A 14,043-nucleotide genomic window follows, 5' to 3' on the forward strand; every position below is an offset into this window, starting at 1 on the left:
GCGGGTAAACCCGCTCCCACAGGGGCCGCGCTCAGTGGCGACGACTGTTAACGATCAGAAGTCCTTGCACAGGCGCAAGGCGTCGTAGATCGCCGCGTGGACGTTACGCTGGGCCACGCAGTCGCCGATGCGATACAGCAGGTAGCCCTCGCCCGGCTGGCTGAGGATCGGCTGCGGCTTGATGGCGAACAGCGCTTCGATATCGATCTGGCCCTTGTTGCGCGAACCTTCCTTCAGTGCGTAGTACAGCTGCTCGTCGGGACGCACGCCGTTTTCCACCACCACTTGGTCGACCACGCGCTCTTCCTTGGCGCCGGTGTATTCGTTCTCCAGCACCGCCACCAGCTTGTCGCCTTCGCGGTAGACCTTTTCCAGCATCATGTCGCCGGTCATGATCACTTCTTTGGGGTAGATGCTGCGGTAGTAGGTCGGGAAGGTGGTACCGCCCATCGCGACGCCCGGCTTGATGTCATCGGTGACGATCTCCACCTGGCTGCCCTTGTCGGCGATGAAGTCGGCGACGGACATACCGGTGAATTCGCAGATGGTGTCGTACACCAACACGTTCTTGCCCGGCGCAACCTTGCCGTCGAGCACATCCCAGCTGCTGACCACCAGCCCTTCGGCAGCGCCCCAGTGTTCGTTCTGCTCCAGGAACGAGTGCCCACCCACAGCCAGCACGACCACATCCGGACGCAGGTCCATGATGGTTTCGGCATCAGCGGCGGTGCCCAGGCGCAAGTCGACCTTCAGACGCGCCAGCTCCAGCTGGTACCAGCGGGTGATACCGGCGATCTGGTCGCGCTGCGGTGCCTTGGCGGCGATGGTGATCTGCCCGCCGATCTGGTCCTTCTTCTCGAACAGGGTCACATCGTGGCCACGCTCGGCGGCCACGCGTGCGGCCTCCATACCGGCAGGACCGGCGCCGACCACCACCACCTTGCGCTTGGGCCCGGTGGTCTTTTCGATGATGTGCGGCACGCCCATGTATTCACGGGAGGTCGCGGCGTTCTGGATGCACAGTACGTCCAGGCCTTGGTACTGGCGGTCGATGCAGTAGTTGGCACCGACGCACTGCTTGATCTGGTCGATCTGACCCATCTTGATCTTGGCGATCAGGTGCGGGTCGGCCATGTGGGCGCGGGTCATACCGACCATGTCCACGTAGCCGCCTTCCAGGATGCGGGTCGCCTGGTTCGGGTCCTTGATGTTCTGCGCATGCAGCACCGGGACCTTGACCACTTCCTTGATGCCGGCCGCCAGGTGCAGGAACGGCTCCGGCGGGTAGCTCATGTTCGGGATGACGTTGGCCAGGGTGTTGTGGGTGTCGCAACCCGAGCCGACCACGCCGATGAAATCGATCATGCCGGTGGCGTCGTAGTAGGCGGCGATCTGCTTCATGTCCTCGTGGCTCAGGCCATCGGGGTGGAATTCGTCACCACAGATACGCATACCCACGCAGAAGTCAGGGCCTACCTCGGCACGCACGGCCTTGAGCACTTCCAGGCCGAACTTCATGCGGCCTTCGAAGGTACCGCCCCATTCGTCGGTACGCTTGTTGACCCGCGGGCTCCAGAACTGGTCGATCATGTGCTGGTGCACAGCCGACAGCTCGACGCCGTCCAGTCCACCTTCCTTCGCCCGGCGTGCGGCCTGGGCGTAGTTGCCGATCACACGCCAGATCTCTTCGACCTCGATGGTCTTGCAGGTAGCGCGGTGCACGGGTTCACGAATGCCAGACGGCGACATCAGGGTCGGCCAGTTGAAGCCGTCCCAACGCGAACGACGACCCATGTGGGTAATCTGGATCATGATCTTGGCGCCATGCTTGTGCATGGCGTCGGCCAGGTTCTGGAAGTGCGGGATGATCCGGTCGGTGGACAGGTTCACCGAAGACCACCATTCCTGCGGGCTGTCGATCGCCACCACGGACGAGCCACCGCAGATGGCCAGGCCGATGCCGCCCTTGGCCTTCTCTTCGTAATACTTGACGTAACGCTCGGTGGTCATGCCGCCGTCGGTGGCGTAGACCTCGGCGTGCGCGGTGCTGAGCACGCGGTTGCGGATGGTCAGTTTGCCGATCTGGATCGGCTGGAACATTGCTTCGAATGCCATGACGCTCTCTCCGACTTACAACGGCTTGACGATGAACAGGCCGTCGTCGTGGCCTTCTTCCGAACCACCGTAGACCTGCTCGGCCACGGTCCGAATGGAGCTGCCGCGCGCGGCGAGAATCTGATCCATGGCGCCAGCGAACCAGCCGGTGAACATGTAGTCGACCTTGCGGCCGCACTTGCCATAGACGTAGACGAAAGCCGAGTGCTTGAGCTTGACGCTGCAGGTGCCTTTATCCAGGTCGATGTCCTGGATCTCGAAAAGGCCCCAACCACGCTGGGACAGGCGTTTCATGTAGTGCTCAAACACCGCGACGCCTTCCAGGCCATGGCACTCGGCCTCTTTTTCGCACCAGTGCCAGGCGGACTTGTAACCGGCCTTGTAGAGGATCTCGGCGTAGGCGTCAGCGCCCAGCACTTCCTCGATGCCGATGTGGTTGTTGACGAAGAAATGACGCGGCACATACAGCATCGGCAGGGCGTCGGTGGTCCAGACACCAGTCTCGGTATCGACTTCGATTGGCAATTGCGGGGCGATCTTGGCCATGGAAACTCAACTCCATCAAAATTTTTATTGGGTTGCCCCGACGTTGCTGGCCGGGGCTTTCAGGCTTGGAGAGCGGCTTACTCGCCCCAGACGTCTTTCAATACGTTTACCCAGTTCTCACCCATGATCTTGCGTACCACACGCTCGGAGTGGCCGCGCTTGAGCAAGGTCTCGGTGAGGTTCGGGAATTCGCCGACAGTGCGGATCCCCAGCGGGTTGATGATCTTGCCGAAGTTGGTCAGGCGACGGGCGTACCCCTTGTCGTGGGTCAGGTACTCGAAGAACTCCTGGCCGTGGCCCTGGGTGAAGTCGGTACCGATACCGATGGCGTCTTCACCGACGATGTTCATGGTGTACTCGATCGCCTCGGCGTAGTCGTCGATGGTCGAGTCGATGCCTTTGGCCAGGAACGGCGCGAACATGGTCACACCCACGAAACCACCGTGGTCGGCGATGAACTTCAGCTCTTCGTCGGACTTGTTGCGCGGGTGCTCTTTGAGGCCCGAAGGCAGGCAGTGGGAGTAGCAGACCGGCTTCTTCGACTCGAGGATGACTTCCTCGCTGGTCTTGGAGCCGACGTGGGAGAGGTCGCACATGATGCCGACGCGGTTCATCTCGGCGACGATCTCGCGACCGAAGCCCGACAGGCCACCATCACGCTCGTAGCAGCCGGTGCCTACCAGGTTCTGGGTGTTGTAGCACATCTGCACGATGCCAACGCCCAGCTGCTTGAACACATCGACGTAGGCGATCTGGTCTTCGAACGCATGGGCGTTCTGGAAGCCGAACAGGATGCCGGTCTTGCCCAGCTCCTTGGCCTTGCGGATATCGGCGGTGGTGCGCACCGGCATGACCAGGTCGCTGTTCTCGCGGATCAGCTTCTGACTGGCGGCGATGTTGTCGACAGTCGCCTTGAAGCCTTCCCAGACCGATACCGTGCAGTTGGCCGCGGTGAGGCCGCCTTTGCGCATGTCCTCGAACAGTTCGCGGTTCCACTTGGCAATGATCAGACCGTCGATGACGATGCTGTCGGCGTGCAGTTCGGCTGGGCTCATCAGGCTGTCCCCTTTTATAGAGTTCGCTTGCGCCAAACCTTGTGCCGGCGCTTTGGGGCCAGCATATGCCTGCGGCCCGAGGCGCCCCGATGCAAAAACGACAGGGGGTTTGCCGAAAGCGTCAAGACGTTCAAAGGCCTACGCTGCCGCGGGATTTGGCAATGAGAGCGAGTCTCGATAAGCGCCTTCCATGAACTTTTCTTCAGGGATCTACCGCCGCGCTTCGCGCTGAGCGAGAATCCCTGCGATTCGTCAGCCTGTTGAGGAGAAAACGGATGAAATCAATGGCATGGCTGGCCCTGGTGGCCGTCGCCCTGGGCGCCCAGGCGAGCGAGGAAGGCAGCACGCCCTGCGACAACGTCGAGACCGACGCGCAGAACTACGCCTGCGCTGCCTACAACAAGCAGACCGCCGAGCGGGAGCTCAAATCGGCCTTTGACGATCTCATCCAGCGCATTACCGACCAGTACCCGGACGAAAACGACAAGGTCCAGCAATTGACCGCCCGCCTGCAGGCAGCCGAGACCCTGTGGACCCAATTGCGCGACGCCGACTGCAAAGTCGAGACCTTTGCCGAGAAGCCCGGCAGCAAGGCCTTCGAGGCAGCCTGGAACACCTGCGTGGCCCAGCGCAGCGATGACCGTTCCGAGTACTTGCAGTCCATCGGACAGCAGTGATCCTGGGGCCGCTGCGCGGCCCTGGGTTGAGCGGTCACAATCCCGAGATCAGGTAACCTTGACCAACCGATCCTCCCGCGGACATCGCTCGAACCGCGCCCGATAGCAACGGGTGAAATACGACGCCGACTCGAATCCACAGGCGATGCTCACCTCCAGCACGCTCATGTCGGTCTGGCGTAACAGCTGCCTGGCCTTGTCCAGGCGCAGTCGCAAATAGAAACCACTGGGCGTGTCGTCCAGGTGCAGGCGGAACAGTCGCTCCAGCTGACGCCGGGTGATCTGCACGGCATCGGCCAGGATCTCGGTATTGAGCGGCTGCTCGGTGTTGCGCTCCATCTCGCCGATCACCCGCACCAGCTTCTTGTTGTTGATGCCGTAGCGCGACGCGATCTGCATGCGCTGGTGATCCTGTCGCGGACGGATACGTCCGAGCACGAACTGCTCCGACACCTGCACCGCCAATTCACTGCCATGGGTCTGGGCGATCAGGTCGAGCATCAGGTCGATGGACGCGGTGCCGCCGGCGCAGGTGATGCGTCGTCGATCGATTTCGAACAGCTCCTGGGTGGCCTGCAACCTGGGGTAGCGCTCCTTGAAGGCTTCCAACGCCTCCCAATGCACGGTCGCCCGGTGCCCATCGAGCAGCCCGGCTTCGGCCAGCACCATCGCCCCGGTATCGATGCCACCCAGCAACACGCCTTCATGGTCCAGACGGCGCAGCACTTGGTGCAATTGCGCGCCATAGCAGGCCAGTGGTTCGAAGCCGGCCACGATCAGCAGCATGCGCGCCGCCTCCCCCTCCCCCAGCACGCCATCGGCGTTCACCGACATGCCGTTGCTGGCCTGCACTGCACCGCCATCGAGGCTCAACACGCGCCAGCGGTACAGCGGGCCACGGAAGCGGTTGGCCACGCGCAGAGGCTCCAGGGCACTGATGAAGCCCATTGCCGAAAAGCCGGGCAACAGCAGAAAGTGAATGATTTCAGACATTGCATGCTCCACGGGAAAAGTGGTCGCTTCCGTGCAACTCTTGGTCGTCAGAGTGCGAATTTCCACCCCGCCACCAGCGTAGCGTGTTCACACGGCCCGCAGAGGCCGGCCCCAATAACAATATGCACTGCCGTTGGAGAGCCACCATGCACAGCTTCATCCGCCGCAGCTTGTTGTCCCTCGCGTTGAGCAGCACCCTCGCCACTCCCCTCCTGGCCGCCGAGCCCGCCGCCTGCAAAGACGTGCGCCTTGGCGTGGTCAACTGGACCGATGTCATCGCCACCAGCGCCATGGCCCAGGTCCTGCTCGATGGGTTGGGTTACCAGACCAAACAGACCAGCGCGTCGCAGCAGATCATCTTCGCCGGTATCCGCGACAAGCGCCTGGACATGTTCCTGGGCTACTGGAACCCGATCATGACCCAGACCATCACACCGTTCGTCCAGGCCGGGCAGGTCAAGGTCCTCGACAAGCCCAGCCTGGAAGATGCGCGAGCCACCCTGGCGGTACCGAAATACCTGGCCGACAAGGGCCTGAAGACGTTCGCCGACATCCACAAGTTCGAGAAGGAGCTGGGCGGCAAGATCTACGGCATCGAGCCCGGCTCCGGCGCCAACACCCAGATCAAAGCGATGATCGCCAAGAACCAGTTCGGCCTGGGCAAGTTCCAGCTGGTCGAGTCCAGCGAGGCCGGCATGCTCGCCGCCGTCGACCGCGCCGTGCGGCGCAAGCAGGCGGTGGTGTTCTTCGGCTGGGCGCCGCACCCAATGAACGTGAACCTCGACATGGTCTACCTGGGCGGCAGCCAGGACGCCCTGGGCCCTGACGAAGGCCGCGCCACGGTCTGGACCGTCACCGCGCCCGACTACGCCGAGCGCTGCCCCAACGCCCACCGGCTGCTGGCCAACCTGAGTTTCAGTGCCGAGGACGAGAGCCGCATGATGCAGCCGCTGCTCGATCACAAGGATCCGCTGGAATCCGCCCGCCAGTGGCTCAAGGACCACCCCGAGGACAAGGCACGCTGGCTCGAAGGCGTGACCACCTTCGACGGCAAGCCGGCGGCTGAGAACCTGAGTCTCAGCGCCAACTGACTCTACCGGTTCGCGGGTAACCCGCTCCCCACAACACACGATGCTGCGCCTGTGGAAGCGAGGTTGCCCCGCGCCCCCAGGGCTCACCTAGGCCCAATGGGAGCGGGTCCACCCGCGAAAGCCACACCACCGACCTCACAGACATACCCTGAAGGATCCGCGCCATGAACCATGACGTCATCATCACCTGTGCACTGACCGGCGCCGGCGACACCGTCGCCAAGAGCCACCTCGTCCCGGTCACACCCAAACAGATCGCAGAGTCCGCCATCGAAGCCGCCAAGGCCGGCGCCACCGTGGTCCACTGCCACGTCCGCGATCCACAGACTGGCCGCTTCAGCCGCGACGTGGCGTTGTACCGCGAAGTGATGGAGCGCATTCGTGAAGCCGACGTGGACGTGATCGTCAACCTCACCGCCGGCATGGGTGGCGATCTGGAGATCGGCCCTGGCGAAAAGCCCATGGAATTCGGCCCAGGCACCGACCTGATCGGCCCGCTGGAGCGCTTGGCACACGTCGAGGCCCTGCTCCCGGAAATCTGCACCCTGGACTGCGGCACGCTCAACTTCGGCGATGGCAACGCCATCTACGTCTCGACCCCGAGCCAACTGCGTGCCGGCGCCAAGCGCATCACCGAACTGGGCGTGAAAGCCGAACTTGAAATCTTCGACACCGGCCACCTGTGGTTCGCCAAGCAGATGATGAAAGAAGGCCTGCTGGACGATCCGCTGTTCCAGCTGTGCCTGGGCATCCCATGGGGCGCGCCAGCCGACACCACCACCATGAAGGCCATGGTCGACAACCTGCCCGCCGGCGTGACCTGGGCCGGTTTCGGTATCGGCCGCATGCAGATGCCGATGGCGGCCCAGGCTGTGCTGCTCGGCGGCAACGTGCGGGTCGGCCTGGAAGACAACCTCTATCTGGACCGTGGCGTGCTGGCCAGCAACGGCCAGTTGGTCGAACGCGCGGTGGAGATCATCACCCGCATGGGCGCTCGCGTCCTGACCCCGGCCGAAGGCCGCGAAAAAATGAACCTCAAACGCCGCTGAGCCTCCCGGAGAATCGCCATGACTTTCATCACCGAGATCAAGACCTTCGCCGCCCTCGGTAGCGGCGTGATCGGCAGCGGCTGGGTTGCCCGCGCCCTGGCCCACGGCCTGGACGTGATCGCCTGGGACCCAGCCCCAGGCGCCGAGCAGGCCTTGCGCAAACGTATCGCCAATGCCTGGCCAGCCTTGGAAAAACAAGGCCTGGCGCCAGGCGCCTCACAAGATCGCCTGCGGTTCGTGGCCACCATCGAGGAATGCGTACGTGACGCCGATTTCATCCAGGAAAGCGCCCCGGAGCGTCTGGACCTGAAGCTCGACCTGCACGCCAAGATCAGCGCCGCGGCCAAGCCCAACGCGATCATCGGCTCCAGCACCTCGGGCCTGCTGCCCAGCGAGTTCTATGAGTCCGCCACACACCCCGAGCGCTGCGTGGTGGGCCACCCGTTCAATCCGGTGTATCTGCTGCCCTTGGTGGAAATCGTCGGTGGCCAGCACACCGCCCCCGAAGCCATCGAGGCGGCCAAGGCCATCTACACCGCCTTGGGCATGCGCCCGCTGCATGTGCGCAAGGAAGTGCCGGGCTTCATTGCCGACCGACTGCTTGAAGCGCTGTGGCGAGAGGCCCTGCACCTGGTCAACGACGGGGTGGCCAGCACCGGCGAGATCGACGATGCGATCCGCTTCGGCGCAGGCCTTCGCTGGTCGTTCATGGGCACCTTCCTCACCTATACCTTGGCCGGGGGCGACGCAGGCATGCGGCACTTCATGGCGCAGTTCGGCCCAGCGCTCAAGCTGCCCTGGACCTACCTGCCGGCGCCGGAGCTGACCGACAAGCTGATCGACGATGTGGTCGAGGGCACCTCGGAGCAACTGGGTGATCGCAGCATCGCCGCGCTGGAACGCTACCGGGATGACACCCTGCTCGCTGTGCTCGACGCAGTGAAGAACAGCAAGGCCCGCCACGGCATGGCCTTCGGCGATTGAGGAAACGGCAATGCCTGCACTGATCACCTACCGCACCCCCGTCCAGGAAGACTGGGTCGACTACAACGGGCATCTGCGCGATGCCTATTACCTGCTGATCTTCAGCTACGCCACCGATGCGCTGATGGAGCGCATCGGCCTGGATGCCGACAGCCGCGGGCAAAGCGGCAATTCACTGTTCACCCTGGAGGCGCACATCAACTACCTGCACGAAGTGAAGCTGGGCACCGAAGTGTGGGTGCAGACACAGATCATCGGCTTCGATCGCAAGCGCCTGCACCTGTATCACAGCCTGCACCGGGCGGGGTTCGACGAGGCCCTGGCGGCCAGCGAACAGATGCTCCTGCACGTGGACCTGGCGGGGCCGAAATCGGCACCGTTCAGTGAACGCAGCGCAGGCCTGCTTCAAGGGTTGGTGGATGAGCAACGGGACCTGCCAGCGGCAGCGTTTGTCGGGCGGGTGATGCAACTGCCTGGCTGAAACACGGCCCTTGGGGCTACTGCCCCCCCCTATCGCGGGACAAGCCGCTCCTTCCGATCCAGGAGGAGCGGCTTGTCCCGCGAGGGTTTCCCGCAGGCAAAAAAATAACCCCGGAAAGCCGTGAGCATCCGGGGCCAAGAGAGCGAGCAACATCCACTTTGCACGAGTGAGGGTGACCAAACCCTCGTTTGCCGTGAATGCGTCCAGTGTGGGGCAGCCCGGGTTGCTGGATTTAGCCGGGAACGACCTGTTCTTAGCCAAAGAAGCCATTGCGACATTCTGTCCTTGCCGCACTGTCGGCTTGGTCAGAGAATCGGTTGCAGATCACAGCAGCACTCTCTTAGCGATAAAAGGGACAACAGCCATGATGCATGCGGATTTGATTGATCAGGAAGACCTGCTGGGCCAACTGCGCTCCAGGGGCTTCGAAATTCCGGCGGGCGCCAGTGCCGAGCAGGCGTGCGAGGCCGTGGTGCGGGGGCTGACCGAGCCCAACGCACGGGCGCTCAAAGGCATGGTCGAGCAGATGTACACCGGCAGCGCCACCATCCTCCCGGCCGTGCGCCAGGCCATCGAGAAGCAGCTGCTGCCAGCATTGGCAGAGTTCAAGAACCGCGCCTGACTGCAGAATCGCTTCGCGGATCGACCCGCTCCCGCAGGGCTCGACATGATCCCTGTGGGAACGGGTTTATCCGCGAAGCGGCAATGCTTGTCAGAGCCTTACGCTGGCAAACGTCGACTCGTTGCGCGCCTGGCTCAGCGAAGCCATCGGACCGCTGTGCGGGGTCAGTGCCATGGCCTGCGGGATCGGCATCATCGCCACCTGCTGGGCGGTATTGGAGCCCACGCGCTCGTCACGCGGCGGAATACCGAAGTACTCGCGATAGCACTTGGAGAAGTGCGGCGTGGAAACGAACCCGCACACCGAAGCCACTTCGATGATCGACATAGGCGTCTGCTTGAGCAGCTGCCGCGCGCGGATCAGGCGCAGCTTGAGGTAGTACCGCGACGGCGAGCAGTGCAGGTACTTCTGGAACAGCCGCTCGAGCTGGCGCCGCGACACCGATACATACACCGCCAGTTCATCCAGATCGATTGGCTCTTCCAGGTTCGCCTCCATCAGCGCGACGATCTCCTGCAGCTTCGGCTGGTTGGTGCCGAGCATGTGCTTGAGCGGCACGCGCTGGTGGTCCTGTTCGTTGCGGATGCGCTCGTAGACGAACATCTCGGAGATCGCCGCCGACAGCTCACGGCCATGGTCACGGCTGATCAGGTGCAACATCATGTCCAGCGGCGCGGTGCCGCCGGAGCTGGTGAAACGGTTACGGTCCAGGGTGAACAGGCGGGTGCTCATGTTCACCCGCGGGAAGGCTTCCTGCATCGCAGCAAGACACTCCCAATGCACGCTGCAATCGAAGCCATCGAGCAGCCCGGCACACGCCAGCGCCCAGCTACCGGTACATACCGCGCCAAGGCGACGCGACTGACGCGCCTGGGCTTGCAGCCAGGTGACGTGCTCGCGGGTGACGGTGCGCTGGATGCCGACACCACCGCAGACGATCACGGTGTCCATCGGCGGCGCGCTGTGCATGGCCGCGTCCGGCGTGATCTGCAGACCGTCGCTGGCCCAGACCTGACCACCATCGACGGTCAGGGTGTGCCAACGGTACAGCTCACGGCCGGAGAGTTGATTGGCCATGCGCAGCGGCTCGACGGCGGATGCGAGGGAAATCAGGGTGAAATTATCCAGCAGGAGAAACCCGATGGACTGGGGAGCTGTGCGGTTCTGGGTTGGGGTCCCGGAGGTGTACGACGTCATCGCGATTTCTCCTCACACAATGCAGGGTGTGCCTCAGGCTGGCACTGTTTTATTGTCATGGCCCCAGTTCGTATGCAGGGGCTTTGCCAACTACAACGCAAAGGTCGTGCCTGAAATTGAACGACCATTCAAAAAAAACCAAAAACGACGTCGTATCAGGGCTGTCAGAGCTTTTCCATCAGATTTGTAGGAAAACGCGAACAGGCGCGCTAGCGCCTTTGCGTGTAACCCCTGAGCAGTTAAGTAGCACTTTTGGGAAGGATGCCCAGAAGCGACATCCATAAGTGTCACCGACAACGACACCTCTGGTAGCGACAACTGACAGCCGGTAGGGAACGATCGGTGCGCCAATTTGGGGCGCACCGACCGTAGAAGGGGCAAGAATGGCATCAGCACTCGATGGCGCTGACAGCCAGACCGCCGCGCGAGGTTTCCTTGTACTTGTCGTGCATGTCGGCCCCGGTATCACGCATGGTGCGAATCACCTGGTCGAGAGAGATGAAGTGCTCGCCGTCACCGCGCAGGGCCATCTGCACGGCGTTGATCGCCTTGACCGCAGCGATGGCATTGCGCTCGATGCACGGCACCTGGACCAGACCACCGACCGGGTCGCAGGTCAGGCCCAGGTTGTGTTCCAGAGCGATTTCGGCAGCATTTTCCAACTGCGGCGGGGTGGCGCCCAACACCTCCGCCAAGCCGGCTGCGGCCATGGCGCAGGCCGAACCGACTTCGCCCTGGCAACCGACCTCGGCACCGGAGATCGAAGCGTTCTTCTTGCACAGGATGCCCACCGCGGCAGCGCCGAGGAAGAAATCCACCACGTTGGATTCATCGACTGCATCCGAGAAACGCATGTAGTAGTGCAACACCGCCGGAATGATGCCCGCCGCGCCATTGGTAGGCGCAGTCACCATGCGCCCGCCCGCGGCGTTCTCTTCATTGACGGCCAGGGCGAACAGGTTGACCCACTCCATGGCGCTCATGGTCGAGCCAATCACATTGGGCTTGCCGAGCTCCTGCAGGCTGCGGTGCAGCTTGGCGGCACGGCGTCGTACGTTGAGCCCCCCAGGCAGGGTGCCCTCGTATTTGAGGCCGTTGTTCACGCATTCCTGCATGGCGTGCCAGAGCTTGAGCAGGCCAGCGCGGATTTCTTCCTCACTGCGCCAGGCCTTTTCGTTCTCCATCATCAATTGCGACACGCGCAGGTCGTTTTGCTTGCACAGGCTCAGCAGTTCGGCCGCGCTGTTGAAATCGTAGGGCAACACCGTCTCGTCAGCGTCCAGCACACCGCTGGCGGCCTGGGCGGCGTCGACCACGAAGCCCCCGCCGACCGAGTAGTAGGTGTCACGGTGCAGCTCACCTTGCGCGCCTTCGGCGATCAGGGTCATGGCGTTGGGGTGGTACGGCAGGTTCTCGTCCAGCAGCAGCATGTCGCGGCTCCAGACGAACTCGACCGGCAGGTGGCCATCGAGCTGCAAGGTGCTGGTTTCGCGCAGTTCGGCGATGCGCGGGGCAATCACCGTAGGGTCGATGGAGTCGGGCCACTCACCCATCAGGCCCATGATGGTGGCGTTGTCGGTGCCGTGGCCGACGCCGGTCGCCGACAACGAGCCATACAACCGGACTTCCACTCGCCTGACCTGTTCCAGCTCGCCGCGCTGGCGCAGCCCTTGGACGAACAGAGCAGCGGCACGCATGGGGCCGACGGTGTGGGAGCTGGAAGGCCCGACACCGATCTTGAACAGGTCGAACACGCTGATGGCCATTGTCGAATCACCTCTTGATGGGCTTGTCTCCCCGCGGCGTATGGCGGGTTGCGCAACTGCTAGGCTGATACCGCGAGTTGCCGCGAATGCACGCATCATCGGGCTTTTGCCCCACTACCCGCCGTCTGCAACCGACGTACTTTTGTCCAGCAACGCCGCCCGCTCCAGGCGCCTTGCGCGCCGCTTTCGAGGGGGCTGGTGACGTAAAAACGCAGGGTAGAGGGTGGAAAAATCCATATGCGACATTGCCCTTACTGGATGCGACCCGTCCTGTACTGGTTACGACCCCACCAGTAGGCGATTGCCGAACGCTGGGGGATTATCGAAAGCGACTCGTATTGCACGGCCTCGCATCCTGCCCTCTGCAGGCCTGGTCGACCGGAGCCTAGAGAAAGCCCGGCGCCCCGCGGGAAACCCGAAGAAAAATCACAGGAGTCCATCCATGAAAGGTTCACCCTCGCTCTTGCTGGTCGCGATGCTCGCAACACCTCTGTTGGCTCAGGCCGTGGAGCCCGAGCAGTGTCAGACGGTACGGTTCTCTGACGTCGGCTGGACCGACATCACCGTGACCACCGCCGTCACCAGCGTTGTACTCGAAGCCCTGGGCTACAAGACTCACACCAACATGATCTCGGTACCGGTGACCTACAAGTCGCTGGCCGCCGGCAAGGACCTGGATGTGTTCCTCGGCAACTGGATGCCGACCATGGAGAACGACATCAAGCAGTACCGTGACGCCGGCACGGTCGAAACCGTGCGCGCCAACCTGGAGAACGCCAAGTACACCCTGGCCGTACCCCAAGCACTGTATGACAAGGGCCTCAAGGACTTCGCCGACATTCCCAAGTTCAAGAACGAACTGGGCGGCAAGATCTACGGCATCGAGCCGGGCAACGACGGCAACCGCACCATCCAGAGCATGATCGACAAGAACGCCTTTGGCCTGAAGGACGCCGGCTTCAAGCTGGTGCAGTCCAGCGAGGCAGGCATGCTGTCGCAGGTGGATCGCTCGCAGAAACGTGGCGAGGCGGTGGTGTTCCTGGGCTGGGAACCGCACCCGATGAACAAGCGCTTCAAGATGCAGTACCTGTCCGGCGGTGACGAGTTCTTCGGCCCCGAGTTCGGCAAGGCGACCGTGCTGACCAATACCCGCAAGGGCTATACGCAGGAATGCAGCAACGTCGGCCAACTGCTGAAGAACCTGTCGTTCACCCTGGACATGGAAAGCACCCTGATGGGCAATGTCCTGGACGACAAGATGAAACCCGATGCAGCCGCCAAGGCGTGGCTGAAGAACAACCCGCAAGTGCTCGATACCTGGTTGGCCGGAGTGACGACCGTGGATGGCAAACCCGGGCTGGAGGCGGCCAAGGCCAAACTGACGCAATAACAACAAGGATGCAGTAGCAATTGGCACTACCTCGGGGCAGGCCAACGCCCGCCCCGGACTGATTTCAATCTTTGCAG

General features: G+C 62.8%; 13 protein-coding genes. 7 read left to right on the forward strand and 6 right to left on the reverse strand.

What is annotated here, in order from left to right:
- Positions 1-54: 54 nt before the first annotated feature.
- From dgcA to R6G97_RS00640, 3 genes are all read right to left on the reverse strand, one after another.
- Entirely contained in the window at positions 55-2,115 is a 2,061-nt protein-coding gene (gene dgcA / locus R6G97_RS00630; protein ID WP_043211079.1) for a dimethylglycine demethylation protein DgcA, read from the reverse strand.
- Positions 2,116-2,130: 15 nt separating this feature from the next.
- Positions 2,131-2,661, reverse strand: a complete 531-nt coding sequence (locus tag R6G97_RS00635) for a DUF5943 domain-containing protein (RefSeq protein WP_043211077.1) — start codon at positions 2,659-2,661, stop codon at positions 2,131-2,133.
- A gap of 77 nt (positions 2,662-2,738) precedes the next feature.
- A complete protein-coding gene (locus R6G97_RS00640) occupies positions 2,739-3,716 on the reverse strand; it encodes a dipeptidase (protein ID WP_043211075.1) in 978 nt (325 codons plus the stop codon).
- A gap of 275 nt (positions 3,717-3,991) precedes the next feature.
- On the opposite strand from R6G97_RS00640, the gene R6G97_RS00645 reads away from it, so the two are divergent.
- Positions 3,992-4,393, forward strand: a complete 402-nt coding sequence (locus R6G97_RS00645) for a lysozyme inhibitor LprI family protein (protein WP_317847696.1) — start codon at positions 3,992-3,994, stop codon at positions 4,391-4,393.
- A gap of 48 nt (positions 4,394-4,441) precedes the next feature.
- Here the strand turns inward: R6G97_RS00645 and R6G97_RS00650 are convergent, their stop codons facing one another.
- On the reverse strand, positions 4,442-5,386 hold the full coding sequence (locus R6G97_RS00650) for a GlxA family transcriptional regulator (RefSeq protein WP_090346336.1): 945 nt from the start codon (positions 5,384-5,386) through the stop codon (positions 4,442-4,444).
- Positions 5,387-5,532: 146 nt separating this feature from the next.
- Between R6G97_RS00650 and choX the strand changes: the two genes are divergently transcribed.
- From choX to R6G97_RS00675, 5 genes are all read left to right on the forward strand, one after another.
- Entirely contained in the window at positions 5,533-6,477 is a 945-nt protein-coding gene (gene choX / locus R6G97_RS00655; protein WP_043211069.1) for a choline ABC transporter substrate-binding protein, read from the forward strand.
- Positions 6,478-6,641: 164 nt separating this feature from the next.
- Positions 6,642-7,526: a 3-keto-5-aminohexanoate cleavage protein gene (locus R6G97_RS00660; protein ID WP_043211067.1), complete on the forward strand. Its 885-nt coding sequence runs from the start codon at positions 6,642-6,644 to the stop codon at positions 7,524-7,526.
- An 18-nt stretch (positions 7,527-7,544) separates the two neighbouring features.
- Entirely contained in the window at positions 7,545-8,510 is a 966-nt protein-coding gene (locus tag R6G97_RS00665; protein ID WP_043211065.1) for an L-carnitine dehydrogenase, read from the forward strand.
- 10 nt (positions 8,511-8,520) lie between these two features.
- The gene (locus R6G97_RS00670; RefSeq protein ID WP_090346338.1) at positions 8,521-8,991 is read left to right on the forward strand and encodes a thioesterase family protein; all 471 of its coding nucleotides are present in this window, start codon (positions 8,521-8,523) and stop codon (positions 8,989-8,991) included.
- A 364-nt stretch (positions 8,992-9,355) separates the two neighbouring features.
- Positions 9,356-9,613, forward strand: coding sequence for a hypothetical protein (locus tag R6G97_RS00675; RefSeq protein WP_043211060.1), 258 nt, complete (start codon positions 9,356-9,358; stop codon positions 9,611-9,613).
- A gap of 90 nt (positions 9,614-9,703) precedes the next feature.
- On the opposite strand, the gene R6G97_RS00680 is transcribed toward R6G97_RS00675, so the two are convergent.
- Positions 9,704-10,810, reverse strand: coding sequence for a GlxA family transcriptional regulator (locus R6G97_RS00680; RefSeq protein WP_043211058.1), 1,107 nt, complete (start codon positions 10,808-10,810; stop codon positions 9,704-9,706).
- Positions 10,811-11,199: 389 nt separating this feature from the next.
- Positions 11,200-12,576 carry an L-serine ammonia-lyase gene (locus tag R6G97_RS00685; protein WP_102081072.1) on the reverse strand — a complete coding sequence of 459 codons (1,377 nt, stop codon included), beginning with the start codon at positions 12,574-12,576 and terminating at the stop codon, positions 11,200-11,202.
- A gap of 442 nt (positions 12,577-13,018) precedes the next feature.
- Here R6G97_RS00685 and R6G97_RS00690 point away from each other — a divergent pair, with 442 nt between their 5' ends.
- Complete coding sequence (locus tag R6G97_RS00690; protein ID WP_090346341.1) at positions 13,019-13,966, forward strand: choline ABC transporter substrate-binding protein; 948 nt, start codon at positions 13,019-13,021, stop codon at positions 13,964-13,966.
- The last annotated feature ends 77 nt before the right edge of the window (positions 13,967-14,043 follow it).

It is taken from the genome of Pseudomonas sp. HTZ2, assembly GCF_033173945.1.
Lineage (GTDB): Bacteria > Pseudomonadota > Gammaproteobacteria > Pseudomonadales > Pseudomonadaceae > Aquipseudomonas > Aquipseudomonas guariconensis.